At 70.0% G+C, this 26,710-nt stretch carries 22 protein-coding genes; 12 read left to right on the top strand and 10 right to left on the bottom strand.

The features are described 5' to 3' along the window. The first annotated feature begins 91 nt into the window (after window positions 1-91). The gene (locus ACFQ7F_RS12215) at window positions 92-1,459 is read left to right on the top strand and encodes an aminotransferase class V-fold PLP-dependent enzyme (RefSeq protein ID WP_383269570.1); all 1,368 of its coding nucleotides are present in this window, start codon (window positions 92-94) and stop codon (window positions 1,457-1,459) included. 225 nt (window positions 1,460-1,684) lie between these two features. On the opposite strand, the gene ACFQ7F_RS12210 is transcribed toward ACFQ7F_RS12215, so the two are convergent. The 9 genes from ACFQ7F_RS12210 to rfbB all read right to left on the bottom strand — a co-directional run bounded on the left by ACFQ7F_RS12210 (window position 1,685) and on the right by rfbB (window position 11,420). After that, window positions 1,685-2,824, bottom strand: a complete 1,140-nt coding sequence (locus ACFQ7F_RS12210; RefSeq protein ID WP_383269568.1) for a ThiF family adenylyltransferase — start codon at window positions 2,822-2,824, stop codon at window positions 1,685-1,687. Window positions 2,825-2,838: 14 nt separating this feature from the next. Then, entirely contained in the window at window positions 2,839-3,927 is a 1,089-nt protein-coding gene (locus ACFQ7F_RS12205) for a ketoacyl-ACP synthase III family protein (protein ID WP_383269567.1), read from the bottom strand. Window positions 3,928-4,047: 120 nt separating this feature from the next. After that, a complete protein-coding gene (locus ACFQ7F_RS12200; RefSeq protein WP_383269565.1) occupies window positions 4,048-4,818 on the bottom strand; it encodes an SDR family NAD(P)-dependent oxidoreductase in 771 nt (256 codons plus the stop codon). Between the two features lie 50 nt (window positions 4,819-4,868). After that, on the bottom strand, window positions 4,869-6,494 hold the full coding sequence (locus ACFQ7F_RS12195; protein WP_383269563.1) for an FAD-dependent monooxygenase: 1,626 nt from the start codon (window positions 6,492-6,494) through the stop codon (window positions 4,869-4,871). A 50-nt stretch (window positions 6,495-6,544) separates the two neighbouring features. Beyond that, entirely contained in the window at window positions 6,545-6,994 is a 450-nt protein-coding gene (locus ACFQ7F_RS12190) for a VOC family protein (RefSeq protein ID WP_383269561.1), read from the bottom strand. A gap of 4 nt (window positions 6,995-6,998) precedes the next feature. Beyond that, complete coding sequence (locus ACFQ7F_RS12185; RefSeq protein ID WP_383269559.1) at window positions 6,999-8,123, bottom strand: nucleotide disphospho-sugar-binding domain-containing protein; 1,125 nt, start codon at window positions 8,121-8,123, stop codon at window positions 6,999-7,001. Window positions 8,124-8,194: 71 nt separating this feature from the next. Continuing rightward, window positions 8,195-9,403 (bottom strand): acyltransferase family protein, encoded by a 1,209-nt coding sequence (locus tag ACFQ7F_RS12180; RefSeq protein WP_383269557.1) that lies wholly within the window; start codon window positions 9,401-9,403, stop codon window positions 8,195-8,197. Window positions 9,404-9,486: 83 nt separating this feature from the next. Next, window positions 9,487-10,356: a glucose-1-phosphate thymidylyltransferase RfbA gene (gene rfbA / locus ACFQ7F_RS12175; protein ID WP_383269555.1), complete on the bottom strand. Its 870-nt coding sequence runs from the start codon at window positions 10,354-10,356 to the stop codon at window positions 9,487-9,489. Window positions 10,357-10,391: 35 nt separating this feature from the next. Then, entirely contained in the window at window positions 10,392-11,420 is a 1,029-nt protein-coding gene (rfbB, locus tag ACFQ7F_RS12170; RefSeq protein ID WP_383269553.1) for a dTDP-glucose 4,6-dehydratase, read from the bottom strand. A 406-nt stretch (window positions 11,421-11,826) separates the two neighbouring features. Here rfbB and ACFQ7F_RS12165 point away from each other — a divergent pair, with 406 nt between their 5' ends. The 11 genes from ACFQ7F_RS12165 to ACFQ7F_RS12115 all read left to right on the top strand — a co-directional run bounded on the left by ACFQ7F_RS12165 (window position 11,827) and on the right by ACFQ7F_RS12115 (window position 24,442). Continuing rightward, complete coding sequence (locus ACFQ7F_RS12165; protein WP_383269552.1) at window positions 11,827-12,984, top strand: 3-deoxy-7-phosphoheptulonate synthase; 1,158 nt, start codon at window positions 11,827-11,829, stop codon at window positions 12,982-12,984. Window positions 12,985-13,070: 86 nt separating this feature from the next. Next, window positions 13,071-13,886: a 2,3-dihydro-2,3-dihydroxybenzoate dehydrogenase gene (locus ACFQ7F_RS12160; protein WP_383269624.1), complete on the top strand. Its 816-nt coding sequence runs from the start codon at window positions 13,071-13,073 to the stop codon at window positions 13,884-13,886. Window positions 13,887-13,917: 31 nt separating this feature from the next. Then, a complete protein-coding gene (locus ACFQ7F_RS12155) occupies window positions 13,918-14,577 on the top strand; it encodes an isochorismatase family protein (protein WP_383269551.1) in 660 nt (219 codons plus the stop codon). A gap of 4 nt (window positions 14,578-14,581) precedes the next feature. Beyond that, window positions 14,582-16,570 carry an anthranilate synthase family protein gene (locus tag ACFQ7F_RS12150; RefSeq protein WP_383269549.1) on the top strand — a complete coding sequence of 663 codons (1,989 nt, stop codon included), beginning with the start codon at window positions 14,582-14,584 and terminating at the stop codon, window positions 16,568-16,570. Window positions 16,571-16,574: 4 nt separating this feature from the next. Further along, window positions 16,575-17,870: an FAD-dependent monooxygenase gene (locus tag ACFQ7F_RS12145; protein ID WP_383269548.1), complete on the top strand. Its 1,296-nt coding sequence runs from the start codon at window positions 16,575-16,577 to the stop codon at window positions 17,868-17,870. Then, a complete protein-coding gene (locus ACFQ7F_RS12140; RefSeq protein ID WP_383269546.1) occupies window positions 17,858-18,928 on the top strand; it encodes a cytochrome P450 in 1,071 nt (356 codons plus the stop codon). The genes ACFQ7F_RS12145 and ACFQ7F_RS12140 overlap by 13 nt, the downstream gene beginning before the upstream one ends. Before the next feature lie 17 nt (window positions 18,929-18,945). Next, a complete protein-coding gene (locus ACFQ7F_RS12135) occupies window positions 18,946-20,226 on the top strand; it encodes an activator-dependent family glycosyltransferase (RefSeq protein ID WP_383269545.1) in 1,281 nt (426 codons plus the stop codon). Further along, window positions 20,226-21,707: an NDP-hexose 2,3-dehydratase family protein gene (locus tag ACFQ7F_RS12130; RefSeq protein WP_383269544.1), complete on the top strand. Its 1,482-nt coding sequence runs from the start codon at window positions 20,226-20,228 to the stop codon at window positions 21,705-21,707. The genes ACFQ7F_RS12135 and ACFQ7F_RS12130 overlap by 1 nt, the downstream gene beginning before the upstream one ends. A 26-nt stretch (window positions 21,708-21,733) precedes the next feature. Then, complete coding sequence (locus tag ACFQ7F_RS12125) at window positions 21,734-22,711, top strand: thiamine pyrophosphate-dependent dehydrogenase E1 component subunit alpha (RefSeq protein WP_383269542.1); 978 nt, start codon at window positions 21,734-21,736, stop codon at window positions 22,709-22,711. 33 nt (window positions 22,712-22,744) lie between these two features. Next, window positions 22,745-23,782 carry an alpha-ketoacid dehydrogenase subunit beta gene (locus tag ACFQ7F_RS12120; RefSeq protein WP_383269541.1) on the top strand — a complete coding sequence of 346 codons (1,038 nt, stop codon included), beginning with the start codon at window positions 22,745-22,747 and terminating at the stop codon, window positions 23,780-23,782. A 45-nt stretch (window positions 23,783-23,827) separates the two neighbouring features. Further along, window positions 23,828-24,442, top strand: a complete 615-nt coding sequence (locus ACFQ7F_RS12115) for a dTDP-4-dehydrorhamnose 3,5-epimerase family protein (RefSeq protein ID WP_383269540.1) — start codon at window positions 23,828-23,830, stop codon at window positions 24,440-24,442. 81 nt (window positions 24,443-24,523) lie between these two features. On the opposite strand, the gene fusA is transcribed toward ACFQ7F_RS12115, so the two are convergent. After that, window positions 24,524-26,644 carry an elongation factor G gene (fusA, locus tag ACFQ7F_RS12110; protein WP_383269538.1) on the bottom strand — a complete coding sequence of 707 codons (2,121 nt, stop codon included), beginning with the start codon at window positions 26,642-26,644 and terminating at the stop codon, window positions 24,524-24,526. Between the last annotated feature and the right edge of the window lie 66 nt (window positions 26,645-26,710).

Here is a 26,710-nt window from a genome sequence, read left to right as displayed (position 1 = left end):
GTGCGGCCGCACCCGGCCGCTCCCCCTCTTACCGCTTTCCCTCCGGGCCTCACGGCCGTTCCCTGTTCAGTTCACCCACCAGGAGTGCGACATGTCTGTTCAGCCGTCCTTGCCGACCACCGAGGTGGAATACGGTGACCCGCTGCCCGTGCTGGGCGCCGATGTGACGGTGCCGCTCGTCACGGGGGGCGAAGTGCCCTATGCCGCCCTCGACTACGCGGCCAGCTCCCCGGTCCTGCGCAGTGTGTGGAACGACGTGGCCTCGTATGTGCCGTACTACGGCAGCGTGCACCGCGGCGCCGGCTATCTGTCGCAGCTGTCCACCGACCTGTTCGAGCAGAGCCGGCAAACCGTACGGGAGTTCCTCGGCTGTCGGGGTGAGGACGAGGTCGTCTTCACCCGGTCGACCACCGACTCGCTCAACATGATGGCGGCGATACTTCCCGCGGGGACGCGGGTCTACGTTTTCGAGACGGAGCACCACGCCGCCCTGCTGCCCTGGCGTGACACGGAGTTCACCCTGCTCAGGGCCCCTAGCACCCGCCACGAGGCCGTCGAGATCGTGGCCGAGGCGCTGGCCGGCCACGACCCGGAGCAGCCCGGCCTCGTCTGTGTCACCGGCGCCTCCAACGTCACCGGCGAGCTGTGGCCGGTCGCGGAGATCAGCGAGGTAGCGCACGCGGCCGGGGCGCGGGTCGTCCTGGACGCCGCCCAGCTCGTACCGCACCGCCCGGTCGACATCCAAGAACTGGGCGTGGACTACATCGCCTTCTCCGGGCACAAGATGTACGCGCCCTTCGGAGCGGGTGTGCTGGCCGGGCGCGCGGACTGGCTGCGCGAAGCCGAGCCGTATCTGGCCGGCGGCGGGGCGAGCAGGCGGGTCGTGCGCGGCGACGACGGGTTCTCCGTCGAGTGGCAGCAGGGCTCCGCGCGGCACGAGGCCGGGTCGCCGAACGTCGTCGGCGCCTACGCGCTGGCCTCGGCCTGCCGCGCGCTCCAGTCGGAGGGCTTCGACTCGCTGATGGCGCGCGAGGAGGCGCTGCTGCGCCGGACCCTGGCCGGCCTGGCGGCGATTCCGCAGGTCAAGGTGTTGTCGCTGCTGAACGATTCCGCTCCGCGGGTCGGTGTCATCAGCTTCGTGGTCGAGGGCTGGAACAGCTCGCACCTGGCTTCGGTGCTGTCCGCCGAGCACGGCATCGGGGTTCGTGACGGCATGTTCTGCGCCCATCCGTTGGTGCGCAACCTGCTCGGGAACGCCCCCGACCAGCCGGACGAGTGCGGCGCCCCGGAGCCGCTTGCGCCGGGCGAGCGGCCGGTGAACGCCGTGCGGGCGAGCTTCGGCGCCGGCACTCCCGTCGAGCACCTCGACCGGCTGGTGGCCTCGGTCGCGCAGCTCGCCCGCGACGGGGCGCGGTGGACCTATCGCACCGAGGCGGGGCGCTGCGTTCCGGTGCGCTGAGAGGGCTGCCGCATTGTGTGCCCGCCTGCCACAAGGGGGGCGGGCACACACTGTTATCGGAGATGCCGATTGAATGCGAATGCATTCTTCACGTACCGCCGGATCCAAGAATCCAGAAATCCGGTTCCTGGATTTCTCGGCGCGTACGGGAGTTTCGCGCCATCGGGCCTCTCCGACACCAAAATCAACACGGAGAGTAGTCACCCTCGGGTGGGGTGGGGTGGGTCAGTAGGAGGGCATGGCGGTGTCGATCCGCTCGGCCCAGGCAAGAATGCCGCCGCCCAGATGAACCGCCTCCGGGTGGCCGCTCCTCTTGACCACCGCGAGCACCTCCGCCGAGCGGATGCCCGCCCGGCACAGCAACACGGTCCTGCGGTCCTTGGGCAACCGCTCGGCGGCGTCACCGCGCAGGAACTCCCCCTGCGGGATGAGCACCGAGCCGGGCAGGTGGGCAAAGGCGTACTCGTCCGGCTCACGGACATCGACCAGGGTGACCGGCTCGCCCTCGTCGAGCAGGGCTTTGAGTTCCTCCGCCGAGACGGTGGATTCCCGCGCGGCCTCGGCCGCCTCCGGTGACAACAGGCCGAAGAAGGGCTCAGCGGCCGTCAGTTCGGCCGGCCGCCGGGTGCGCGTGTCCCGGCGCAGCGGCACGGTCACGCAGGTGGCCGCCATCGCGTCGTACTTCATCACGCGGCCGACCAGCGGCTCGCCCGCGCCGGTGAGCAGTTTGACGACCTCGGTGGCCAGCGTCACGGCGAGCCAGGCCCCCACCACCTTCAGCGTCCCGGCCATCCCGCGGAAGTACGGGGCCGGGGGCTCGGGGTACAGGTCCCGGAAGCCCGGCCCGTGCCGGTCCCAGAAGACGGAGGCGCGGCCCCCGGTGGCCTCCATGGAGCCCCACACGAAGGGGATGCCGGCCTGTGCGCAGACGTCGTCGACGAGTTGGCACCGGGCCTGGTCCTCGCCCGCGCACACCACCAGGTCGTAGCCGTCGACCAGTTCCCGCGCCGAGGTCACGTCGAACCGCCCCTCGATGACCGTCCGCACGGACGGGTGGGTACGCCGCAGGGCGTGGGCCCAGGCGGATGCCCGGTCGGAGGGCTCCTCGCCCGGAATGCCGAGATAGCGGTCCCAGGGGTTGAGCGGTGAACCGTCGGAGATGCCGATGAACCCGACGCCCGAGTCGGCGAGGTGGGCGACGAGCGGCGCTCCGATCTCGTCGGCGCCGACGACGAGGACCCGGCCGGCGGCGAGCCGACGCTGGCCCGGGGCGCCGTGGCCGGCCAGGATCAACTGGTGTGCGTGCCGCCGGACTTCGGCTTCGGGCAGATCGGACTCAGGCCGTGCGAGAGGCGCAAATGGCATGACGGGGCTCCTCTTCACTTCTGGGGTACGGGAGCCGTCGCGGCCTGTGCCTCGTCGGCATCGGCGGTGGCCCAGGAGGGGAGGTGGAGGATCTCGATGACCGCGGCGCCCCAGTTGAAGCCGTAGCCGGTACCGGCGAGCACCACACGGTCCCCGGGTGCCAGCTGTCCGGTGGTCAGCAGGTACTCGAGCCCCGCGCTCTGATCGCCGGATCCGAGGTGGCTGACCTGGCGCCCGAACTCCCAGGTGGTGCGCTCCTGTCCGACGCCCATGTCGGCGAGCATGTTCCACCAGCGCACGGTCTGTCCGTTGTGAGGCATGACGAAGCGCCGTACGTCGGCGACCTCGGTCTTCGCTTCGTCGAGGGCCTGCTGGATGCAGTCACCGATGCCCCCGGCGATCTGCAAGGAGATCGACTCGAGGTCGTTGAGGTTCTTGCGCATGAAGTCCGTCTTGCGGGCGCGCATGTTGAGGGGCTTGTCGCCGGAGGCCGGTGCGTCCTTGAGCCCGCGGCCGCGGTACATGTGCTCCAGCGAGGAGTCCGATGTGAGGACGCAGGAAACGACCCTGGCGAAGCCGGGGGTCCGACCGAGTACGAGGGCCGTGCCTCCGTCGGCCATGACCGTGCCGCTCTCGGTGCGGAAGCGGTCGAACCCCGGGAGGCAGAACCGCTCGCCGGTGGTGACCAGGACGGCGGCGTCGTCGTCGCAGCCCGCCAGGAACCCGGCCGCGAGCGACAGCGCGGCCATGCCCCCGTTCGACTTCTGGTCGACCTCGACGGCCGGGGCGTCGCCACCGATGGTGTGGTGCTGGATGTAGGAGGCCGGCGTCCACATGTCCTGGCCCTGGAAGTACGCGCTGGCGTGCAGCAGCAGCCGTACGTCCTCGGGGGCCAGATCGTCCCCGGCGCGTTCGAGGGCCAGGCGGGCCGCCTCCACGGCCAGGTCGGGGGCGAAGACGTCGTCCGACACGGTCACGCCGAGGAGTGCGTTGGCCACGTACTCGGCGGAGGCGTAACGCCCGTCAGCCACGGCCTCTTCGAGGTCCAGCCGCCGGCCCAGACGTACACCGAGGGATGTGAGGTAGATGTCGTTGAGGAGCAAGTCCAGACCTTTCTGAGGTACAGCGGCGGTTCGCAGCCGGCCCCGACGGGGCGGCGCAGCAGGCGGTCGGCCGCATGGAGCAGCGGGCGACGGGCCTCACGGAACGGCGGTGGATGGATCTCACAGATAGGCACCACCGGTGGTCTCCACACGCTCTCCGGTGATCCACCGCGCCTGTTCCGAGGCGAGGAAGGCGACGGCATCCGCCACGTCCTCCGGCTGGCCAAGGCGTCCGAACGCGGTGAGCGCCGATGCCTCGGCGGCGTCCTCGGGGTGGGCGCGCAGCCGGGCGCGGTGGAAGTCCGTCTCGATCAGGCCCGGTGCGACGGTGTTGACCGTGATGCCACGGGGGCCGAGCTGCGCCGCCAGTGAGCGGCTGAACGCCTCGAGCGCGCCCTTGCTCATGGCGTAGGCCAGCACGTGCGGGTGGGCGATCCGGTTGGCCACGGAGGAGACATTGACGATCCGCCCGCCGTCACGCAGCAGCGGCAGGAGCCGCTGGACGATGAACACGGGAGCCTTCACGTTGATCGCGAAGACCCGGTCGATGTCCTCACCGGTGAGGGTGGTGATGTCGGCGCGGCATCCGACGCCCGCGTTGTTGACCAGGACGTCGAGCCCGCTGGAGCCCGTGTGCTCGACCAGGCCCTGTTCGACGCCCGCGGCCAGCACGTCGACGGCGCCTTCCTCGGTCAGGTCGGCGCGTACCGGGAAGGCCTGCCCGCCCGCGGCGCGTACCGCGGCCACGGCCTCGTCCGCCGCGGCGGTGTCGTGTCCGTAGTGGATGGCCACCACGGCGCCCGAGCGGGCGATGCGTTCGACGACGGCCCGGCCGATGCCCCTGCTGCCGCCGGTCACCAGAGCGGTACGCGGTGCGGTGTCCGCTGCCACGGTTCCCTCCCGAAGAGTGTGTTGAGGTCGGATGGTGAGCTGATTGCGCCTCAGGAAGGCTGTTCCTGGCGGGCGAGGAGCGCGGCCAGGGCTTGTTCGAGACGGATTTCAGGCGCGTCGTCGAGGCTCGGGGCACGCCATGCGACGAACCCGTCGGGGCGTACCAACAGGGCACCGGAGTCCTCGACCCCGACCTGTGCGGTCCAGGTGGTGCCGTCCTCGATGCGATGTCCGTCCACCGCCACGCCGAGACGGGCCGCCACCTTGCCGAGGGCGTCGAGCCACTCCTGCCCGCGTGCGCCGGTGAGGAGTGTGAACCGGTAGTCGATCAGGTCGAGTGTGGAGACCCGGTCGCGTTTGCCCGTCAGCCAGTGGTGCGGGAGGCGGGAACCGGGAGATCCGTCCAGATCCGGCTCCACGTCCTCACCGGACGGCAGCTCGGGGTGCGCGTCGAGCACGGCCGCGGATTCGTAGCGGTAGCCGAGGTGGACCACCGGGGCGTTGAGCGCCCCGGCGCGAGCCCTGCGCTCGCGGCCTTCCTGCCCGGACGCCCAGTGCAGGGAGGGGTCCTCGAGCCGCAGCATCGACTGCTCGAGCGCGGTCCTTGCCACCGGGGCCCGCTCGGCCTCGTAGGTGTCCAGGAGGGCGTCGCCCGCATTCCCTTCCACCACGTGCGCGAGTTTCCATGCGAGGTTGTGGGCGTCGGCCACTCCGGTGTTCATGCCGAAGGCACCGACCGGCGGGATCACATGGGCGGCATCCCCGGCGAGGAACACACGGCCGGAGCGGAACCGGTCGGCGATCAGTCCGCGTACCTGCCAGGGCAGGATGCTCACCACCTCGGGCTCCACGTCGGCGGCGGGTCCGATGGCCTCCCGGATCCGTGCGGCGCACTTCTCCGGTGTGAAGTCCTCTGCCTTCTCGCCGGAGTCGGGCGAATAGCGGAAGTGGTAGATCCACTCCCTCCTGCCGTCGACCGGCAGCAATCCGCCGGGAGCCTTCGGGGTGGTGATGTCGCAGACGACGAAGGTGTGGCCGTGCGTCAGTTCCGTCAGGTCGGCATGGAAGAGCACGCTGATCAGGGGGTCGCCGAGCACACCGGGGCCGCTGGTGGCGATGCCAAGACGCTTTCGTACTCCGCTGCGGGCGCCGTCGGTGGCCACCAGGTAGCGGGCCCGGATCTCGCGGACACCGTCGGCCCCCGCAACCCGTGCGGTGACTCCTTCGTCGTCCTGTACGAAGTCGATGAGCTCGGTACCGAACTCGATGCGCGCGCCCGCGGCCCGGGCCTCGTCGACGACCACCTGGTCCAGGCGGCCCTGGGGGCAGGTGCCGCGCAGGGTCTGCGGTGTCAGCCGCCCGAAGGCGTCCGCGCGGGGCGGTGCCTGCCGGGAAAGGGCGTCCAGGTCGGCATCCGCGAGGGTGGGCGTGGCGAACATCTGGAGGTCGTCGCCGGTCATGTCCACGCACTGGGCGTCCACCGCGTCGGCGAGCCCGGCCGCGCGCAGGATCTCCACGGTGCGCGGGCCGATCCCCATGGCACGCGGGTGCGTCAGGGGTGCCGGGCGCCGCTCGACGACCAAGGGGCGCATCCCGGCCCGGGACAGGAAAAGGGCTGTGCACAGCCCCACCGTGCTGCCCCCGACGATCAGTACATCGGGATTCTCGCTGGGCATTCGGTTTCTGCTCCATTCGTACGGATGAACAGGCGCTGCGACGGCGTGAGTCACACGTCGGATGCCGCGTCGAAGGCGGGCATCGGCGGGGCCCCGGGGTCCCAGGACGCGACGAACTTCCGCTGCCGGGAGATGTCCATCATTTCCAGGTCGATGCCGAGGCTGCGCACCTTCTGGTAGGTGTACGGGCGCCCGAACGGGCAGGCGCTGAACTCCTGGGTGAAGCCCGCGTCGGACAGCCGGGCCGCGCTCCGGGTCACGTCCTCGGTCCAGTAGCCGAGGTGGTGGCAGCGGGCCCCCAGGGTGGAGTCCCAGGGGCTGCCGGGGGGTCCCTGGACGAGTTCGATGTAGGGCGGGCCGCCGCGGGTGAACGCGAGCCGGTAGTCCCACTCCCCGAGGGAATCCTCCAGGACTCCGGACCACTGCGCGCCGACGCTCTCGGTGAGGTCGCTCATCGCCTGCTCGATGTCCGGTACGACGAAACACACGTGGTAGAACACGGGTTCAGACCAGCTTCTCGATCAAGTTCAGCACCTCGGCGGGCGCAGGCATGGCGTTGGCCTCAGCCGCCAGCGACCGGGCGCGCTCGCGGTAGGTCTCCTTCGTCAGCAGGTCCTCCGCCGCCGTCGCCACCGCGTCCGGGGTGTCGTCGCCGGGCAGGATCGAGCGGGCCGCGCCATAGGCGGCGAGGCGCTCCGAAGGAGCCACCAGCTTGGGCATGTTGGGGACGAGCAGCTGGGGGATGCCATAGACCATGCCGGTCAGCGCCGTGCCGCCGCCCGCGTGGTGGACGAGCAGGTCGCAGCTGCGGGCCACCGTGTCGAAGGGCAGCCAGCCGACCTTCGTGCCCGTCGCCTCGCTGAGTTCACCGGCCACCGCGGGCGGTGCGCTGACGAGCAGCTCGGCATCCAAGGGCCGGAGCTTGTGCACGAGTTGGACCAGGTAGTCGAAGAAATAGCCGGGGGCGGTCTTCGTGCCGGCGGTGATGGCGACCCGGGGCGCGGAGCCCTTCGTGTACATCCACGGCTCCAGCTGGGGCTGCAAGTTGCAGGGGACCCAGAGCATGCCTGTCCCTTGCGGGGCCTCGGGGTCCCGGACGCTCGGCGGGCAGACGTCGATCCACAGGGTGGAGTCGGGGATGCCGCCGAGGCCCAGTGCATCGAGTTCCGGCCGCATCTCGATCTCGGCGGCCACGTCGACGACCTGCGGCTCGCCGGAGTCCCAGGACTGCCTTACGTAGGGCACGCCGATGCGGGCGGCGAGGACCGCGGCCGAGTACGTGAGCGTGCCGCCGACGACCACATCGGGACGCCAGGACAGGGCCAGTTCGTGCAGGGGCTCCTGGTAGAGCGCCGCCATCCGGCCGAAAGCGTGGCCGATGGACCGCATCTGCTCGTCCGGGTCGTCGGACTTCGGGACGGGATCGCCGGCGCGGTCGGTGGTGATGAGATGCCGGATCGGGACGTCGGACACGCAGACGCCGGGGAGCCCGGCTCCGGCGATCGCCTCCATCGTCTCCTTGTTGGACGCGACGAGGACCTCGTGACCGGCGTTGCGGGCGGAAGTCGCCAGCGGGGTGAGTGCGTAGGCGGTGGCCGGGCTGCCGCCTGTGACGAAAAGGATGCGCAAGGAAGAGACCTCAGTCGGTGTCGGAGCGGAAGGGGGAGGGAGGCGGGGAGTGCGATGCGGCCCGGCTCAGGTCATGCGCGGGGCGATGCGCCCTCGTCCGTGCGGCCCGGCGACGGCTCGGGCACCGCCGCGGAACCGGACGGCGCGGCGGCTGCCCGGGGCCCGGGGCGGCGGCCCCAGTGGCGCGTCGCGGGCGTCTCGATCCAGTGGTACATGGCCAGGGCGAGGCCCAGGCTCACCGCAAGGGCGAGCAACGAGACGAGCACGCTCTCCAGCGTGGTCAGCGGCCGGCCCGCACCCGCGATCTGTTCCCCGGCGTAGGCCAGGACGATCCCGTGGACGAGGTAGAACGCGAACGAAGCCTCACCGAGGCGACGCGTCACCGGTCCGGCGAGGATCGTACGGCCGCCGGCCGCGTCGGTAGCCGCCAGCGCGGCGGTGAACAGCGCCAGCGGAACAACGGTGACGGCGGCGACGGTGAACAGCATGGGCGTGTAGATCCCCACGACGTACGCGACGGCAGTCAGCAGCGCAGCCCAGGCGGCGTTCAGGCCGATCCACCGGCCGCTGAGCACGATGCGCGCCATCAGCATGCCGAGTACGAACTCCAGCAGCCGGGTCAGCGGGAAGATGTAGACGAACCACAGGCGCTCGATGGATACGCCGTCGAGCCACGAGCCCATCGCGGGGAAGGCGGGGGACTGCGGCAGCAGGCCCGACGCCACGAGCGGGAGCACCATGACCGCCGCGGCGACACCGGCCGCCCACCACCACAGCCGTACGGAGCGGATCCGGCCGACCAGCGGCAGCAGCACCGGGAACAGCGCGTAGAAGAGCAGCTCGCAGGAGAGCGACCAGCTCGCGCCGTTGACGCTCAGGAACACCGCCGGGTCGGACGACCAGGACTGGAGAAGGAGCAGGTTGAGGACGGCCGTACCGAGCGGGGTGGCGGCTGCGGCGTACACGACCATCGCCAGGGCGAAGGTCACCACATGGTTGGGAAGGATCTTCACCAGGCGGCGTCGCAGCATGCTGCCGTAGGACTCGCCCGGGCGGGCCGACCAGGTCAGTACGAAGCCGCTGAGGACGAAGAAGAACGAGACGCCGATGGTCCCGGCGGTCTTGGTCGCCGTCATCAGTCCGTCGGCCGCGCCCGACCCGGCGGCGAAGAGGCCTCCGGTCGCTATGTGGCACAGGAACACGAGGCCCGCAGCGACGAAGCGCGCTCCGGTGAGGGAATCAAGACGGTGGTTGCGCGGAGCACCGGCAGCGCTCTCCATAGATGTCTCCTGTTTTGATGGCCCGTTCCTTCGTGCGTCCTGTCGGGAGTTCGGGCTTCCGGTGGCGGGGTGCCTGGGATGGATCAGGCCTCGACCAGAGATCTGACGTGCCTGCCGTACATCGACCCGGTGGAGAGCCGGTCGGCGAGTTCACTGAGCTGGTCCATGCCGATGTAGCCCATGCGGAACGCGGTCTCCTCCAGGCAGGCGATCTGCATGCCCTGCCGTTTCTGCAGGACCTGTACGTACTGACTGGCCTCCAGGAGGCTGTCGTGGGTGCCGGCGTCGAGCCAGGCGTTGCCGCGGCCGAGTTGGACGATCCGGCCCCGTCCCTCCTGGACGAGCAGCCGGTTGACGTCGGAGATCTCCAGCTCGCCCCGGGCGGACGGCGAGATCTTCTCGGCGTAGCCGAGGGCGTCGTTGCTGTACATGTACAGGCCGGTGACGGCGATGTTGGACGGCGGAGCGGTGGGCTTCTCCACGATGTCGACGAGTTCACCGTCGCCGTCGAGCACGGCGACGCCGAAGCGCTCGGGGTCGGAGACCGGGTAGCCGAAGACCGTGCAGCCGTCGACGGTCTCCGCAGCGTTGTGCAGCGCGGCGGGCAGGCCCTGTCCGTAGAAGATGTTGTCGCCGAGAATCAGGCAGACGTCTTCGTCACCGGCGAACTCCCGTCCGATCAACAGAGATTCGGCGATTCCCCGCGGCTCGTCCTGGACGGCGTACTGCAGGTCGAGGCCGAGGTGGCTGCCGTCGCCGAGCAGGGAGCGGAAAGATTCGATGTGGAGGCTGTTGGTGATGACGAGGATTTCCCGCATCCCGGCGAGCATCAGCACCGACAGGGGGTAGTACACCAGCGGCTTGTCGTAGACGGGCAGCAGCTGTTTGGAGTTGATGGTGGTCAGCGGCAGCAGCCGGGTACCTGAACCGCCGGCCAGCAGTATTCCGCGCATCGCGATGGGTTTCCTTGCCTAGGGGCGGTCGGCGGTCAGTGGGCGGTTCCGGTCAGGGCGACGGATGGCGCGGTGCGGGGCAACGGATCGGTGCCGAGCGGGCGCCACCAGTCGGGGTGGTCCCGGTACCAGGCCACGGTGGCGGCCAGTCCGGATTCGAGGTCGCGCAGCGGCCGGTAGCCGAGTTCGTCCCGGGCCTTTCGGCAGTCGACCGAGTAGCGCAGGTCGTGTCCCTTGCGATCGGGCACCGGGCGCACGGACGACCAGTCGGCGCCGGTGGCCACCAGCAGCCGTTCGGTCAGCTGCCGGTTGGTGAGTTCCGTACCGCCGCCGATGTTGTAGACCTCTCCGGGACGGCCCGCCCGCCGCACGAGTTCGATGCCGCGGCAGTGGTCCTCGACGTGCAGCCAGTCGCGGACGTTGCTGCCGTCGCCGTACAGCGGCACGGACAGCCCGTCGACGAGGCGGGTGACGAAGAGGGGGATCACCTTCTCCGGGTGCTGCATCGGGCCGTAGTTGTTCGAGCAGCGGGTGATGCGGACATCGAGGCCGTGGGTGCGGTGGCCGGCCAATGCCAGGAGGTCGGATGAGGCCTTCGACGCGGAGTAGGGGGAGTTCGGCCGCAGGGGGCAGTTCTCGTCCCAGGACCCGTGCTCGATCGACCCGTACACCTCGTCCGTGGAGACGTGCACGAATGTGCGTACGCCGTGCCGGAGCGAGGCGTCCAGCAGGCTCTGGGTGCCGAGGACGTTGGTGCGCAGGAATGCGCCGCTGTCCTCGATCGAGCGGTCTACATGGGACTCGGCGGCGAAGTGAACCACCGTGTCGACGCCGGGCATCAGTGCGTCGAGGACACCGGGGTCGCAGATATCGCCCTGCCTGAAGCGCAGCCGGTCGTCGCCGGCCAGGTCGGCCAGATTGGCGAGGTTGCCCGCGTAGGTGAGCTTGTCCAGGACCGTGACGGTGCGCACGTCCACGTCCGCGCAACGCAGCAGCGTACGGACGTAGTGGGAGCCGATGAAACCCGCGCCCCCCGTGACGAGCAGGTGCGTGCCCTTCTGCATGTACTCCCCCTGAAACTGAATAGTAAAACGGGCCGCCAATACGGCAGGGCGACGTCAACCTAATGTCATTAGGTGGCGGCTGTAAAGCCTTAACCTACCGATAGGCGAGTCAAGTCGAAGCAAAGCAGTGCATGTAACCGCACACGTTTCGAAAGATGCGCGCAACCGCATTAAAACCGGGGCCCTGCAGGCATTTGAAGCACATCAATGATCGCTTGACGAAGGCCGTTACATCTGCATATCTTGCAGATCCATTGCGTGCCACATTGCCGAAAGTGACCCGTCACGAATTCGGCAACCACTTAATTCGAAGCCCGAATTCCGATCACCGGATCGGACGTTCTGCTATATCCAAAAGAGGGGGAGCTACGTGGGGCGAGATACGGCCACAGTCCACGCCGCGAACGTGGAAGAGGTCCCCCCACCCCCGGCCGCGGAGCAGCAGCCCGTCTGGCGTGACCGGTGGCTGCTCGACCGGGTCCGCGCGAACCTGCGCGGGCGCCCCGGCCTCGTCACCGCCGACGACACGGCCCGGCTGCGGGAGCTCCTCGCCGAGGTGGTCACCGGAGACCGGCGGATCCTGCAGGCGGGCGACTGCGCCGAGGACCCGGCCGAGTGCACCACGCCCGGCGTCCGGCGCACCGTGCGCCTGCTCGACGAACTCGCCGACGTGATGCGGGACGGCACCGGACGTGAGGTGCTGCGGGTCGGGCGGCTGGCCGGCCAGTTCGCCAAGCCTCGCTCTCAGCCCTTCGACCGGGTCGGAGGCCTCGAACTCCCCGCTTACCGGGGCCCCATGGTGAACGCGCCCGAGGCCGACCTGGTCGCACGGGAGCCCGACCCCCGGCGGCTGCTGATGGGCTACGACCTGTCACGCACCGTCCAGTCGGCCGTGGCGGAACAGGGCCGCGCACCGGCGGCGGACGCCGGGTCTGCCGTGTGGTCCAGCCACGAGGCGCTGCTGCTCGACTACGAACGGCCGCTGCTGCGCAGGCTTGACGACGGCGGGCTGCTGCTGGCCTCCACCCACCTGCCGTGGATCGGTGAGCGCACCCGGCAGCTGAACGGCGCCCACGTCCAGCTGCTGTCCCAGGTCGTCAACCCCGTGGCCTGCAAGGTCGGCCCCACCATGACGGCCGACGAACTGCTGGCGCTGTGCGCCGCGTTGGATCCCGGCCGCACCCCCGGCCGGCTCTCCCTCGTCACCCGCATGGGCACCGCCCATGTCCGCGACCAACTTCCGCGGCTGGTACGGGCGGTACGCGCTGCGGGGCACCCGGTGATCTGGCTGTGCGACCCCATGCACGGCAACACCGTCCGCGCGGCGGACGGACGCAAGACACGGATCGTGGCCACGCTCATCGACGAGGTCGAGGCCTTCCAGGACGTGGTGCTCGCCGAGCGTGGTGTCGCGGGCGGCCTGCATCTGGAGGCAACCGCCCAGCTGGTCGCCGAGTGCGTCTGGGCCCCCGACGACGTGCCGGGCGCCGCGTACACCACGCTGTGCGACCCGCGGCTCAATCTGACGCAGGCCCGGCACCTCGCACTCACCTGGCACGCCTGATCCACGGCCGGTCCGCAGTGACCCGATCTGTAGTGACTCGATCTGTTGCGACCCAAGGAGAAACGACGTTGAAGGGCAAGGAGCACATCCCAAGGGCGCGCCCCGGCACGGAGCACGCCGGCACGGAGCACGCCGGCAAGGTGGCGCTGGTGACGGGAGCCGCCGGAGGTATCGGGCGGGCGGTCGTGTACGCGCTCGCCGAGGCCGGTGCCTCGGTCGCCGCGGTCGACCTCGACGCGGTGGCACTCGAAGAACTGGAACGGACCGCCAGGGAGAAGGGCCTGTCCGTGGTCAGCTGCTCCGCGGATGTCACCTCAGCTGCCCAGGTGGAGTCCGTGATCTCCGCCGTGGAGGAGCAGTTGGGCCCGATCGACCAGCTCGTCAGCACCGCGGGCATCCTGCGCGCCGCGCCGGTCCTTTCACTCACCGAGGAGGACTGGGAGCAGACCTTCGCGGTCAACACCGCCGGTGTCTTCCGGGTCTCCACCGCCGTCGCCCGTCGCATGACGCAGCGCGGGCACCGGGGCTCCATCGTCACGGTGGCCTCCAACGCCGCCGTCGTTCCACGGGTCCACATGGCCGCGTACAGCGCGTCGAAGGCCGCGGCCGTCGCGTTCACGAAGAACCTCGGCCTTGAGCTGGCGCAACACGGCATCCGCTGCAACGCCGTATGTCCCGGCTCGACCGACACGCCCATGCTCCGCTCCCTGTGGGAGGACGAGTCCGGGCCTGCCCACTCACTCGACGGAGTGCTGTCCGAGTACCGGGTCGGCATTCCGCTCGGCAAGTTCGCCACCCCCGACGACATCGCGGACGCCGTCGCGTTCCTGCTCTCCGACCGTGCCGCGCACATCACCATGCACGACCTCCACGTCGACGGCGGCGCCGCCCTGGGCCGCTAGGCCCGCATCGCACCTCCAGGAGAACTCCCTCATGGCCATACCCGGCATCGCCCCCTACCCCATGCCCCGCCAGGAATCCCTGCCCGTCAACACGGCCTCGTGGCGACCCGACCCCCGGCGCGCGGCTCTCCTCGTGCACGACATGCAGCGGTACTTCGTGGCCCCCTTCCCCGCCTCCCAGGAGCCCGCACTCAGCCTGGTCGGCAACGCCCGCAAACTGGTCGAGCTGTGCCGTTCCCTGGACATCCCGGTCGCCTACACCGCGCAGCCGGGGGACATGACGGGGGACCAGCGCGGACTGCTCAAGGACTTTTGGGGTCCGGGCATGCAGACGACGCCCGAACATCGCGCGATCATCGACGAGGTGGCGCCCACCGCGGAGAACGCGGTCTTCACGAAGTGGCGTTACAGCGCCTTCCACGGCAACGACCTGATGGACCATCTGCGGCGCAGCGGTCGCGATCAATTGATCATCTGCGGTGTCTACGCCCACGTCGGCTGCCTGATGACGGCCGTCGAGGCCTTCACCCACGACATCGAGACCTTCCTGGTGGCGGACGCCGTCGCCGACTTCTCCGCGGACCATCACCGGATGGCACTCGACTACGCCGCGTCCCGGTGCTCGGTCGTCGTGTCCACCGACACGGTGCTCAGCCGGCTGGGCGCCGGCGAGCTCGTCGGGCAGGACTGACGCGATGGCGCCCGACGACTGTCGGTTCACCGACCTCCTGGGACGCGTGCTCGGACCCGACGCCCCCGCCTTCGCCCTGCTGTACCGCCCCGAGGCGGTCGGGGACCGGGTGGAGCTCCTGCTCGGCGACGTGAACGAAGTGGCCCGTCTGGCCGACATACCGCTCACCGCGCCCGGCGAAGGCCCGCCAGGACCACACCACGAGACTCTGGTCCTGGTGCCCTACCGCCAGGTCTCCGAGCGGGGCTTCGTCTGCCACGACGACGGCGCACCGCTGCTGACCCTGACCGTGACCGACCAATCCGCCCGTCCCCTGGACGAGGCCCTGGCGCTACTGCCCGACGTGCCCGTCGACATGTCGAACGCACGCTTCGACACCGACGACGCGGAGTACGCCTCGATCGTGCGCCGGGTCCTGGAGCGCGAGATCGGTAACGGTACGGGCGCCAACTTCGTCATCAGCCGCTCCTTCACGGCCGACGTCACCAACTGGTCCCCCGCCGTGGCCCTGAGCCTGTTCCGCCGGCTGCTCGGCGGTGAGCGCGGTGCGTACTGGACGTTCGTCGTGCACACCGGGGACCGCACCTTCGTCGGCGCCACTCCCGAGCGGCACGTCAGCCTCTTCGACGGGACCGCCGTGATGAACCCCGTCAGCGGCACCCTGCGCTATCCGCCCGACGGCCCCGCGCTCGCCGACGTGATGCGGTTCCTCGCCGACCCCAAGGAGGCCGGTGAGCTGTACATGGTGGTGGACGAGGAACTCAAGATGATGGCCCGGATCTGCGACGAGGGCGGCCGGGTCGTGGGCCCGTACCTGAAGGAGATGGCCACCCTCGCGCACACCGAGTACCTCATCAAGGGCCGCACCACCCGCGACGTGCGCGAGATCCTCCGCGAGACGATGTTCGCGCCCACGGTCATCGGCAGCCCTCTGGAGAGCGCGTGCCGGGTGATCCGCGAGTACGAACGCGGCGGACGCGGCTACTACAGCGGAGTCGCCGCGCTGGTCAGCCGTGACATCAACGGCGGTACGTCCCTGGATTCGGCGATACTCCTGCGTACGGCGGCCATCACCGGCGGCCGGCTCGAACTGACGGTGGGCGCCACCCTGGTGCGCGACTCCGAGCCCGACTCCGAAGTGGCCGAGACGCACGCCAAGGCGCGCGGTGTGCTGCGCGCGCTGGGCATCACCGAACCCACGTCCGCCCGCCAAGCGGTGGCCCTCACACTGGCCGACCATCCCCTGGTCCTCGGTGCGCTCGAAGACCGCAACGAGAGCCTCGCGCAGTTCTGGCTGAGCTCGCCCCCGGCCGACGACGATCCGTGGGTCGGTCGGGTTCCCGAGGGCCGGCGCGTACTCGTGGTCGACGCCGAGGACAACTTCACCGCGATGATCGCCCATCTGCTGCGTGCGGTGGGGTTCGACGTCGACGTACGCCGCTTCGACGCGCCGTATGCCACCACGGCGTACGACCTCGTGGTCATGGGGCCGGGCCCGGGCGACCCCCGTGACATCGGCGACGCCAGAATCCGCTCCCTGCGCGAGACGATCCGGCACCTGCTCGACGCGCCGACACCCTTCCTCGCCGTCTGCCTCAGCCACCAGATGCTCGGCACGGTGCTCGGGCTTGACATCGTGCGCCGCGAACGCCCCAACCAGGGCGTGCAGAAGAAGATCGACCTCTTCGGGAGGCCGGTCGTCGTCGGCTTCTACAACACCTTCGCCCTGAGCAGCACCGAGGACACGATCGACTCTCCCGCGGTCTCCGGGACTGTCGAGGTGAGCCGCGACCCGGCCACCGGTCAGGTGCACGGCCTGCGCGGCCCCGGCTTCGCCTCTCTGCAGTTCCACCCGGAGTCACTGCTCAGCCGGGACGGGGCCGCCGTGCTCAGGGAGACGGTCACCGCCCTGCTGGCTGCGGCTGAGCACCACGCACCGGCCCCGCCACCCCACCGTGAACCCCTGCCCCTGCCCCTGCCAGCCACAAGGTAGAGAAGTGCTGAACATCGCGATAGCGGGCGGCGGGATCGGCGGCCTGGCGGCCGCCCTGGCCGTCGCCCGGTCCGGCCACACCGCCCAAGTCCTCGAACGGAACACCGAGTTCGCCGAGCTCGGCGCGGGTATCCAGCTGGCACCCAACGCCTTCCGCGCCCTGGACCGGCTCGGCGTCGCAGAACCGGTACGCGCCAGTGCCGTCCACGTCGACGCCCTGCGGCTCATGGACGGCCGTTCCGGTGCGGCCCTGGTCTCGCTGCCGCTCGGCGACGCGTACCAGCGGCGGTTCGGCAGCCCTTACTCCGTGGTCCAGCGCGGCGATCTGCACACCGCGCTGCTGCGTGCCTGCCATGCCCACGACCGCGTCACGCTGCTCTCCGGCGTAACGGTGACCGGCTACCGGAACACCCCCGACGCGGTGGACGTCCTGACCGCCGACGGCCGCAGCATCGAGGCGGACGCCCTGATCGGGGCCGACGGGATGCGCTCCAGAGTCCGCGCCCAGCTGGTGGGCGACGGCCCGCCGCAGGTCTCCGGCCACACCATCCACCGCACGGTCGTACCGATGGCGGAGGTGCCGCCCGCGCTGCGCTGGAACTCCGTGAACCTCTGGGCGGGCCCCGGCTGGCACTTCGTGCACTACCCGATCGCGGGCGGCGACAAGCTGAACCTCGCGATCACCCGCGACGACGGCGCCCGGGACGCGGTGGCCGGTGTACCGACCGGCCGGGACGAGGTGCTCGCAGGCTTCCCCGACCTGCACCCGGACGCCCGCCGCCTGCTCGAACTCGGCCGGAAATGGCGGACCTGGGTGCTCTGCGACCGTGCACCGACCGACACCTGGACCGACGGGCGGGTCTGCCTCATCGGAGACGCCGCACACCCCATGCTGCAGTACGCCGCCCAGGGCGCCTGTATGGCGCTGGAGGACGCGGTGGTGCTCGGCGAGACGCTGGACGGTTCATCCCCGCACGCCGTCGGCCCGGACGTCGCAGGGCGCCTCGCCCGGTTCGCCGCACTGCGGCGGGAGCGCACCGCGCGGGTCCAGGAGGTGTCCCGGTGGATGGGCCACGCCCTCTACCACCCGGACGGTGCCGAAGCCGACGCACGCGACGCGCTGCTCGCTTCGCTCTCCCCCGACGGCCTGATGGAAGCCATGGACTGGCTCCACGCCCATGACTCCGCCGGCCCGCCGGTAGCGGCCGTACGACCCCGGCCTGCTTCCGGGCGTTCCGCAGCAAGCGACCAGGGACCCCGCTTCCCTCTGGACAGGAGATTTCGAACGTGTCACACATAGACCGAGGTCTGGGGCGTCGGCTGCAACTGCAGCAGGGCCTCATCTGGCTCGCAGCCGCACAGGGCGACCCCTACGCGGCTCTGCTGCGGGGACTCGACATCGACCCCCGGGACCAATGGCGCGCTCTGCGTGCACAGCCGCTGTCCCGAAGCACGACCGGAGGCTGGGTCGCCGCGCGGCATCCGGTCGCACACGCCGCCCTGACAACACCCGAGTTGCGCGGCCGACCCCTTTTTGACGCGCCCGACGACGTCTCCCGGCCCGACACCGCGGCAGCCGCGGCGCGATACGTCGCGGCTTCGTGGAAAGACACACTGGATCGGACGCCCGACGAAGCCGACCTGGTCGCCGTCGCCCGCGACGCGGCCGTCGGCGCGCTGGCCCGGGCCTGCGGGCTCGACGAGGCCGCGGAACACGCCCTGCACCACGCCGTCCTGCAGACCCGGGGTGCGCTCGACGCCCCCTTCTATCCGCAGAGCCCGGCCCTCACCCGGCAGATCGCTGAAGGCCTGGCGACCCTGCGGGCCCTCGTCCCCGCCGGACTCGATGTCGCCGTGGCCGGAATCCCGGTGGCGACGGACCTGGTGGCCAACGCGGTCGCCCGTGGTGCCGCGACCGGCCACAGCGCCGCCGAACTGTGGGACCGGCTGACGGCGCGGCCGGGCCACGCCGAGCGGGTGGTGCGGGAGACCCTGCGCCTGGCCTCTCCCCTCCAACTGCACGTTGCCACCGCCGACGCCCCCTGCGAGCTGGGCGGGCAGCGCATCGAGGCCGGTGAGCGCGTGGTGACGGTCCTTGGCGCCGCCCACCGGGACCCCGAGGTGTTCCCCGACCCCGACCGGTTCGACCCGGACCGCTCCCTGGAGCAACAGGGCGCCGTCCTCGTGCCGTGCACGACACGGTCGTCGGTGCTGACCTTCGCCGAGGCCTTCGCCCAGGAAGGACTGCGCGCCCTCGCCGATCGCCGCCCCCGCCCGGTCACCACCGGGCCGCTCGTCCGCCGCGCCGCCGCCCCGGTGTCCCCGTCGTTGGTCGCCTGCCCCGTGGCCACGGTCTGAGCCAGGAAGAACACGACATGAAGATTCTGTTCGCCAGCATGCCCCATCCGACGCACTTCCAGCCGATGTTGCCGCTCGCCTGGGCGCTGCGCGCGGCCGGGCACGAGGTGCGCGTCATGGGGCACCCCGACCTGACGGAGACCACCACCGGAAGCGGCATGACCGCCGTGCCGGTCGGTGAGCCCGGCTGGTACCGCAACGACACCTACGAGCCCGAGCTGTACGGACAGTTGATGGGCAACGGCGCGTCCGACTTCCTGGGCACCTTCGACTGGCCGATGACCGACGCCGCGGCCTGGAGCTGGGAGGGACTGCTGGGCCTGGAGAAGGTCCTCATCTCCGCCCTCTACGCCGGGATCAACAACGACCCGGTGATCGACGAGATGGTCGCCTATGCCCGCCACTGGCAGCCCGACCTCGTCATCTGGGAGCAGCTCACCGTCGCCGGCGCCGTGGCCGCCGAACTCATCGGCGTACCGCACGCCCGGTTCGTGTACGGCCTGGACTTCATCGGCCGGGCCCGCGAGGAGTTCCTGCACCGACACGACGAGCAGCCCGTGGCGCACCGCGAGGACCCCACACGCGAGTGGCTTGAAGAGACCATGCACCGGCTCGGCGGCACATGGACCGAGCGGCTGCGCACCGGCGGTTTCACCATCAGCACATCGGTGCCCAGCACCCGGCTCGACTCCGCGGGCCCGGTCGAGAGCCTGCGGTACATCCCCTACAACGGCCCCTCTGTGGTGCCCGACTGGCTGCGGAAACCGGCCGAACGCAAGCGGGTGTGCCTCACTCTGGGCCTCTCCAACGAGATCGAGAACACGACGACCACGGTCGGCGACATCCTTGCCGGACTGGCCGATCTGGACGTGGAGGTCGTCGCCACCCTGAGCGCCGACGACGCGGCCGGGATCGGCCGACTCCCCGACAACGTCCGCCTGGTGGACTTCGTACCGCTCCACGATCTGCTGCCCACCTGCGCGGCCATCGTGCACCACGGTGGCATCGGCTCCCGCCTCACCGCCGTCCACCACGGCGTGCCCCAACTGGTGCTGGGTCACGGCTACGACACCCTGATGATCGCCCGGCGCCAGGAGGAGCTGGAGGCAGGTCTTGCCCTGCCCGCCGACAGCGCGACCGCCGACGCCGTCCGCGACCACGTCGCCCGGCTCCTGGACGAGCCCCGCTTCGCCGCTGGCGCAGCCAGGATGCGCGACGAACTGCTGGCCCAGCCGTCCCCCGCCGACATGGTCGCGACTCTGGAACGCCTGGTGGGCGAGCAGGCGGAGGCAGCCTGATGACGGCGCCCACAGCCCCGTACGCACCTGCTCCGACGGCGTACGCGGAAGAGCTGTTGAGCCGCCGCCTGGCCCGTTCCGCAGCGGCCCGCACCGACGGTGTGACGGCTCTTTCCGACTACCACCAGTGGTTCGCCGCGTGCGCCGAACGGTCCTTCACCGAGGTGGAGCCCGTCCCGCTCGACGAGCTGACCGGCTGGCACCGCGAGCCGGGTACCGGCAACCTCGTGCACGACAGCGGGCGCTTCTTCTCCGTCGGGGGCGTAGCGGTCGAGCGGCCCGGCGCCGCGGCCCCCGGTTGGAGCCAACCGGTCATCAACCAGCCCGAGACCGGCATCCTCGGCATCCTGATGTCCGAGTTCGACGGCATCGCGCACTTCCTGATGCAGGCGAAGGTGGAACCGGGCAACCACAACGGGCTCCAGCTGTCACCCACGGTGCAGGCCACCCGCAGCAACTACACCGGCGCCCACCGCGGGCGCCCGGTCCCCTACGTCGAGTACTTCCGCAACGCCGCACGGCACACGGTCATCGCTGACGTACGCCAGTCCGAGCAGGGCGCCTGGTTCTACCGGAAGCGCAACCGCAACATGATCGTCGAGGTGCGCGAACCCGTCGAAGTGCGGGACGGGTTCCGGTGGATGACGTTGGGTCAGATTCACGAGCTGCTCGCCCTGGACGACATGGTGAACATGGACTCCCGCGCCGTGCTGTCCTGCCTGCCCTTCACGGGCCCCGGCCTCGCCCAGGCCGTGGCCTGGGCCCCGGACGCCTTCCAGGCCGCATTGCTCAGGTCCTGCGAGATCGGCGCTGACGGCGGCCGGCACACCACGGCCGAGATCCTGAACTGGATCACCGAGACGCGCAGCACCACTGAACTCCTGGTCCGCCAGGTGCCGTTGGACCAGGTCACCGGATGGCATGCGGCGGGCGGCCGGATCAGCCACGAGAGCGGGCTCTTCTTCGACGTCATGGGCGTACGGGTGCGCGCGAGGGGCCGCGAGGTGGACCAGTGGGCCCAGCCCATGATCGCCGCCGGACGGACGGGTCTCATCGCCTTCCTCACCCGCCGGATCAACGGCGTCCTGCACGTCCTGGTACAGGCGAAGGCCGAACCGGGCCACAACGACGTCATCGAACTGGCCCCGACGGTGCAGTGCACACCACAGAACTACGCCGTCCTGCCGACCGAAGCCCGGCCGCCCTTCCTCGACGAGGTGCTCACCGCCGCCCCCGGGCGTATCCGTTTCGACACCACCCTCTCCGAAGAGGGCGGCCGCTTCTACCACACCCGCAACCGCTACCTGGTCGTCGAAGCGGACGACGTCGGAGCCGACGGCATCGGAGCCGACGGCCACCCCGGCTTCCGCTGGGTGACCCTGCGGCAACTGACGGACCTGCTGCGCCACAGCTACTACCTCAACGTGGAAGCCCGCAGCCTCGTCGCATGCCTGCGGAGCCTGCTGGCCGGGCCGCAGTGACCGAAACACACCGAAAGGACTCGAAGATGGTGTCTGCCCGCGCCCGGCTGATCCGGGACATGGTGCGCATCCGCACGGTGGAGGAGATCCTCGCCGACTATTACCGCGACGAGCAGGAGATGCGCACCCCCACGCACTTCTCCATCGGACAGGAGGCGACCGCGGTGGGGGTGTGCTCGGCCACCACCACCGCGGACTGGGTGTACTCGGGGCACCGCTCGCACGCGCCCTACCTCGCGAAGGGGGGCGACCTCGAAGCGCTGGTGGCCGAGCTCTACGGCAAGGAGGACGGCTGCTCCCGCGGCCGGGGCGGCTCGATGCACGTGATGGACCAGTCGGTGGGCTTCGCGGGCTCGGCCGCCATCCTCGGCGAGATGATCTCTGTGGCTGTCGGCACCGGCTGGACATTCGCCCGCGCCGGTGAGGAGCGGGTCGCGCTCACCTTCTTCGGTGACGGCGCATCCGACGAGGGCGTGCTCTCCGAATCCCTGAACTTCGCTGCGGTGCACCGGATTCCGGTGATCTTCGTCTGTGAGAACAACCTGTACTCGATCTCCTCGCCGCTGAGTGTCCGGCATGCCGAGGGCACCTCGGTGCACGGGCGTGCCGAGGCCGCCGGAGTGCGGGCCCTGTCGGTCGACGGCAACGACGTGTTCGCCGTCCGGGCCGCCGCGACGGACGCGGTGGAACACGCCCGCCGTGGCGAAGGACCCGTCCTGCTCGAACTGGCGACGTACCGATGGCGCGCCCATGTGGGACCCGGGCTCGACCACGACCACGGCTACCGCTCCAAGGAGGAGATCGAGTCCTGGATGGCGGCCTGCCCGATCGTGCGGGCCGCGGACACGCTGCGCGCGGACGAGCCGGACATCGACGCGGCCGTGTCCGCCTGGCGCACCGAGTTCCAGCAGGAGATCCACACGGCAATCGACCGCGCCAAGGCGCTGCCGTTCCCGGACACCGCCCGTCTGCTCGACGGTGCGTATCTGCCCGCGACCTACTGACCACAGCACATCCCAGGGAAGAGGAGACCGGATATGCGCACCCTGACCTACTGGCAGGCCATCAGCGAAGCCACCGTGCAGTGCATGGAACGAGATGAGGGCATCTTCGTCGCCGGCGAGGGCGTCGACGACGTGAGCGGCAGTTTCGGCACCACGAAGGAGGCCTTCGACCGGTTCGGCCCGGGCCGGGTGATCGACATGCCCAACGCGGAGAACGCCACGGCCGGCTTCGCCATCGGAGCCGCCGCCGCGGGTCAGCGCCCCCTCGTGGTGCACGTCCGCGCGGACTTCATGTTCCTCGCCATGGACCCGATCGTGAACATGGCCGCCAAGTGGCGCTACACCTACGGCGGTGACAAGGGCGGCGTCCCGGTGGTGACCCGCGGTGTCGTCGGGCGGGGCTGGGGGCAGGGTTCCACCCACTCCCAGAGCCCGCACGCGACGTTCGCGCACTACGCGGGGCTGCACGTGGCGACCCCCGCCACCCCGGCCGACGCCAAGGGCATGCTGGTGCAGGCCCTGACCGGTGACACACCCGTCGTACTGATCGAGAACCGCAACCTCTACCAGCTCACCGGCGAGGTCCCCGAAGAGCCGATACCGACCCCGTTCGGCATCGGCCGCATCGCCCGCGCGGGCACCGATGTCACCGTCGTCGCGGCGTCGTTGATGGTGCATGAGGCGGAGCGCGCGGCCGAGCAGCTCGCCGAGCGCGGCATCAGCGTCGAGGTGGTGGACGTACGCAGTCTGCGGCCGCTGGACGAGGGCATCATCTGCGAGTCCGTCGCCAAGACCGGCCGGCTCGTCGTCGCCGACACCAGCTGGGCCCGGTACGGGTTCACCGCCGAGGTGGCCGCGGTGGTCGCCGAACACGTGCCGCACGTGCTGCGCGCACCGGTACGCCGGGTGTCCCTGCCGGACAGCCCGGCACCCGTGTCGCGCCCGCTGGAGGAGGCCTTCCACCCCGGCGCGAGCAGCATCGTGTCCGCCTGCCTTGACGTGTGCGGCGAGAGGGACGCCGTGCTGCCGCAGTTGGCCGATGTGTCCGCCGGCTTTCAGGGGCCGTTCTGAGTGCCGTCCCGGAACGGCACATCGTCACTACATGAGGAGAAACCGGTGCAGGTACGCCAGCTGAAGATCGAAGGGGCCTACGAGTTCACCCCCCAGGTGTTCGAGGACGCCCGCGGCGTCTTCCTGTCGCCCTACCAGGAGGACGTGTTCACCGAGGCCGTGGGACGCCCGCTCTACCCGGTGGTGCAGTCCAGTTACAGCGTCTCCAAGCGGGGCGTCGTCCGCGGTATTCACTTCACCGCCGTTCCGCCCGGCATGGGGAAGTACGCCTACTGCACGCGCGGCAAGGCTGTCGACTACATCATCGACACCCGGGTGGGATCCCCGACCTTCGGCATGTGGGACTCGGTGGAGCTCGATCCGCAGAACCGCCGGTCGGTCCACATCCCGATCGGCGTCGGGCACCTGTTCGTCGCCCTTGAGGACGACACCACCATCTCCTACCTGCTCTCCACCGGCTACGAACCGCAGCGGGAGCACGCCATCCACCCGCTGGACCCCGAAATCGCCCTGCCCTACCCGGAGGGCCTGGACCTCCTCCTGTCGGACCGGGACCGCGCGGCCCCGACACTGGCCGAGGCGAAGGAGCTGGGCATCCTCCCCGACTACGCGGACAGCCTGCGTCTCGAGGCGAGATCGACCACTGCGCGGAGCAGCTGAGAGCGGAAACGAACGAACGCCGTAGCGGGAGGCTCCCTTCAAGGAGGCCTCCCGCTACGGCGTTCAGGGTTCCGGGGCGGGCTACTCGCCCCTGGTCTTCGCGATGATCTCCTCGGCGACGCTCCGGGGAACCTCGGCATAGCTGTCGAACTGCATCGAGTAGTTCGCCCGGCCCGACGTCTTGCTGCGGAGGTCGCCGACGTAGCCGAACATCTCCGACAGCGGCACCAACCCCGTGACGAGCTTGGCGCTGTGACGGTCCTCCATGGACTGGATCTGACCGCGGCGGGAGTTGATGTCCCCGATGACATCGCCCATGTACTCCTCGGGCGTCGTCACCTCGACCTTCATCAGCGGTTCGAGCAGGGCCGGGGAGGCCAGGCGTGCGGCCTCCTTGAAGGCCATCGAACCGGCGATCTTGAAGGCCATCTCGGAGGAGTCGACCTCGTGGTAAGCGCCGTCGAGGAGGACCACCCGGACACCCGTGAGGGGGTAGCCGGCGAGCACACCGAAGTCCATGGCCTCCTGACAGCCGGCGTCCACGGACGGGATGTATTCGCGCGGGACACGGCCCCCGCTGACCTTGTTCTCGAACTCGTAGCCGTCGCCGTCGAGGGGTTCGAGTGCGATCTGCACCTTGGCGAACTGGCCGGAGCCACCCGTCTGCTTCTTGTGCGTGAAGTCGTGCTTCGCGACCGTCCTGCGCAGCGTCTCGCGGTAGGCGACCTGCGGCTTCCCGACGTTCGCCTCGACCTTGAACTCGCGCTTCATACGGTCTACGAGGATGTCGAGGTGGAGTTCACCCATACCGGCGATGATGGTCTGGCCGGTCTCCTCGTCGGTCTTGACGCGGAAGGACGGGTCTTCCTCGGCCAGGCGCTGGATGGCCACGCCCAGCTTCTCCTGGTCACCCTTGGACTTGGGCTCGATCGCCACCTCGATGACCGGCGCCGGGAAGTCCATGGACTCCAGGATGACCGGGCTCTTGTCGTCGCACAGCGTCTCACCGGTGGTGGTCTGCTTCAGGCCCATGACGGCGACGATGTCACCGGCGCCCACCGAGTCGATCTCCGTGCGCTTGTTGGCGTGCATCCGGTAGATCTTGCCGATCCGTTCCCGCTTGCCCTTCACGGAGTTGAGCACCGCGGTGCCTGCCTCCAGGCGACCGGAGTAGATCCGGATGAAGGTGAGCTTGCCCAGGTGTGGATCGCTGGCGATCTTGAAGGCGAGCGCCGAGAGCGGCTCGTCGTCGGCGGGCCTGCGCCGCACGACCTCCTCGGGGTCCTTCACCGCGCGGCCCTCGATGGCCTCGACATCCAGCGGGGACGGCAGATAGCGCACGACCGCGTCGAGCAGGGGCTGCACACCCTTGTTCTTGAACGCGGTACCGCAGAACACCGGGGTGACCGTGGTGTCCGAGGACTTGCCCGACGCGATGGTGATACGACGGATCGCGGCGTACAGCTGCTCCACGGAAGGCTCCTGGCCCTCCAGGTACAGCTCCATGAGCTCGTCGTCGTTCTCCGCAACGGCCTCGAGCAGCTTGCCGCGCCACTCGTCGGCGGCCTCGGTGTGCGTCGCCGGGATCTCGACGGTGTCGTACGCCTCGCCCTTGGCGGCCTCGGCCGACCAGACGTACGCCTGCATCGTCACCAGGTCGACGACACCCTTGAAGTCAGCCTCTGCCCCGATGGGCAACTGCATGACCAGCGGAGTCGCACCGAGACGGTCGGTGATCATGGCGACACAGCGGTGGAACTCGGCACCCGTACGGTCGAGCTTGTTGACGAAACAGATCCGCGGCACGCCGTAGCGGTCCGCCTGACGCCAGACGGTCTCGGACTGCGGCTCGACCCCTGCGACGCCGTCGAACACCGTCACGGCACCGTCGAGCACCCGGAGGTTGCGCTCGACCTCGACGGTGAAGTCGACATGGCCCGGGGTGTCGATGATGTTGATGGTGTGATCGACGTCCTCGAGCGGCCAGTGGCAGGTCGTCGCGGCGGACGTGATCGTGATGCCACGCTCCTGCTCCTGCTCCATCCAGTCCATCGTGGCGGCACCGTCGTGGACCTCGCCGATCTTGTACGAGACACCGGTGTAGAACAGGATCCGCTCGGTGGTCGTCGTCTTGCCCGCGTCGATGTGGGCCATGATCCCGATGTTGCGGACCTTGGCCAGGCCAAGCGAAGTGATAGCCATGACTGAGTACTTTCCTGAACGGAGGGGTGGGGCGGGTTCCGGAGGCTCGAGCCTGCCGAGGCCTTC

Source organism: Streptomyces sp. NPDC056486 (genome assembly GCF_042795295.1).
Lineage (GTDB): Bacteria > Actinomycetota > Actinomycetes > Streptomycetales > Streptomycetaceae > Streptomyces.
Note: the sequence above shows the minus strand (reverse complement) of the source record. Positions and strands in the feature narration are given on the sequence as shown.

Bases quoted from the DNA above. Each gene is read 5' to 3' on its own strand.
- rfbA (WP_383269555.1), bottom strand. From the start codon at position 10,356: ATGCGCGGAATACTGCTGGCCGGCGGTTCAGGTACCCGGCTGCTGCCG.
- ACFQ7F_RS12125 (WP_383269542.1), top strand. From the start codon at position 21,734: ATGGTGTCTGCCCGCGCCCGGCTGATCCGGGACATGGTGCGCATCCGC.
- ACFQ7F_RS12130 (WP_383269544.1), top strand. From the start codon at position 20,226: ATGACGGCGCCCACAGCCCCGTACGCACCTGCTCCGACGGCGTACGCG.
- rfbB (WP_383269553.1), bottom strand. From the start codon at position 11,420: ATGCAGAAGGGCACGCACCTGCTCGTCACGGGGGGCGCGGGTTTCATC.
- ACFQ7F_RS12120 (WP_383269541.1), top strand. From the start codon at position 22,745: ATGCGCACCCTGACCTACTGGCAGGCCATCAGCGAAGCCACCGTGCAG.
- ACFQ7F_RS12135 (WP_383269545.1), top strand. From the start codon at position 18,946: ATGAAGATTCTGTTCGCCAGCATGCCCCATCCGACGCACTTCCAGCCG.
- ACFQ7F_RS12215 (WP_383269570.1), top strand. From the start codon at position 92: ATGTCTGTTCAGCCGTCCTTGCCGACCACCGAGGTGGAATACGGTGAC.
- fusA (WP_383269538.1), bottom strand. From the start codon at position 26,644: ATGGCTATCACTTCGCTTGGCCTGGCCAAGGTCCGCAACATCGGGATC.
- ACFQ7F_RS12180 (WP_383269557.1), bottom strand. From the start codon at position 9,403: ATGGAGAGCGCTGCCGGTGCTCCGCGCAACCACCGTCTTGATTCCCTC.
- ACFQ7F_RS12210 (WP_383269568.1), bottom strand. From the start codon at position 2,824: ATGCCATTTGCGCCTCTCGCACGGCCTGAGTCCGATCTGCCCGAAGCC.
- ACFQ7F_RS12195 (WP_383269563.1), bottom strand. From the start codon at position 6,494: ATGCCCAGCGAGAATCCCGATGTACTGATCGTCGGGGGCAGCACGGTG.
- ACFQ7F_RS12150 (WP_383269549.1), top strand. From the start codon at position 14,582: ATGGCGCCCGACGACTGTCGGTTCACCGACCTCCTGGGACGCGTGCTC.
- ACFQ7F_RS12155 (WP_383269551.1), top strand. From the start codon at position 13,918: ATGGCCATACCCGGCATCGCCCCCTACCCCATGCCCCGCCAGGAATCC.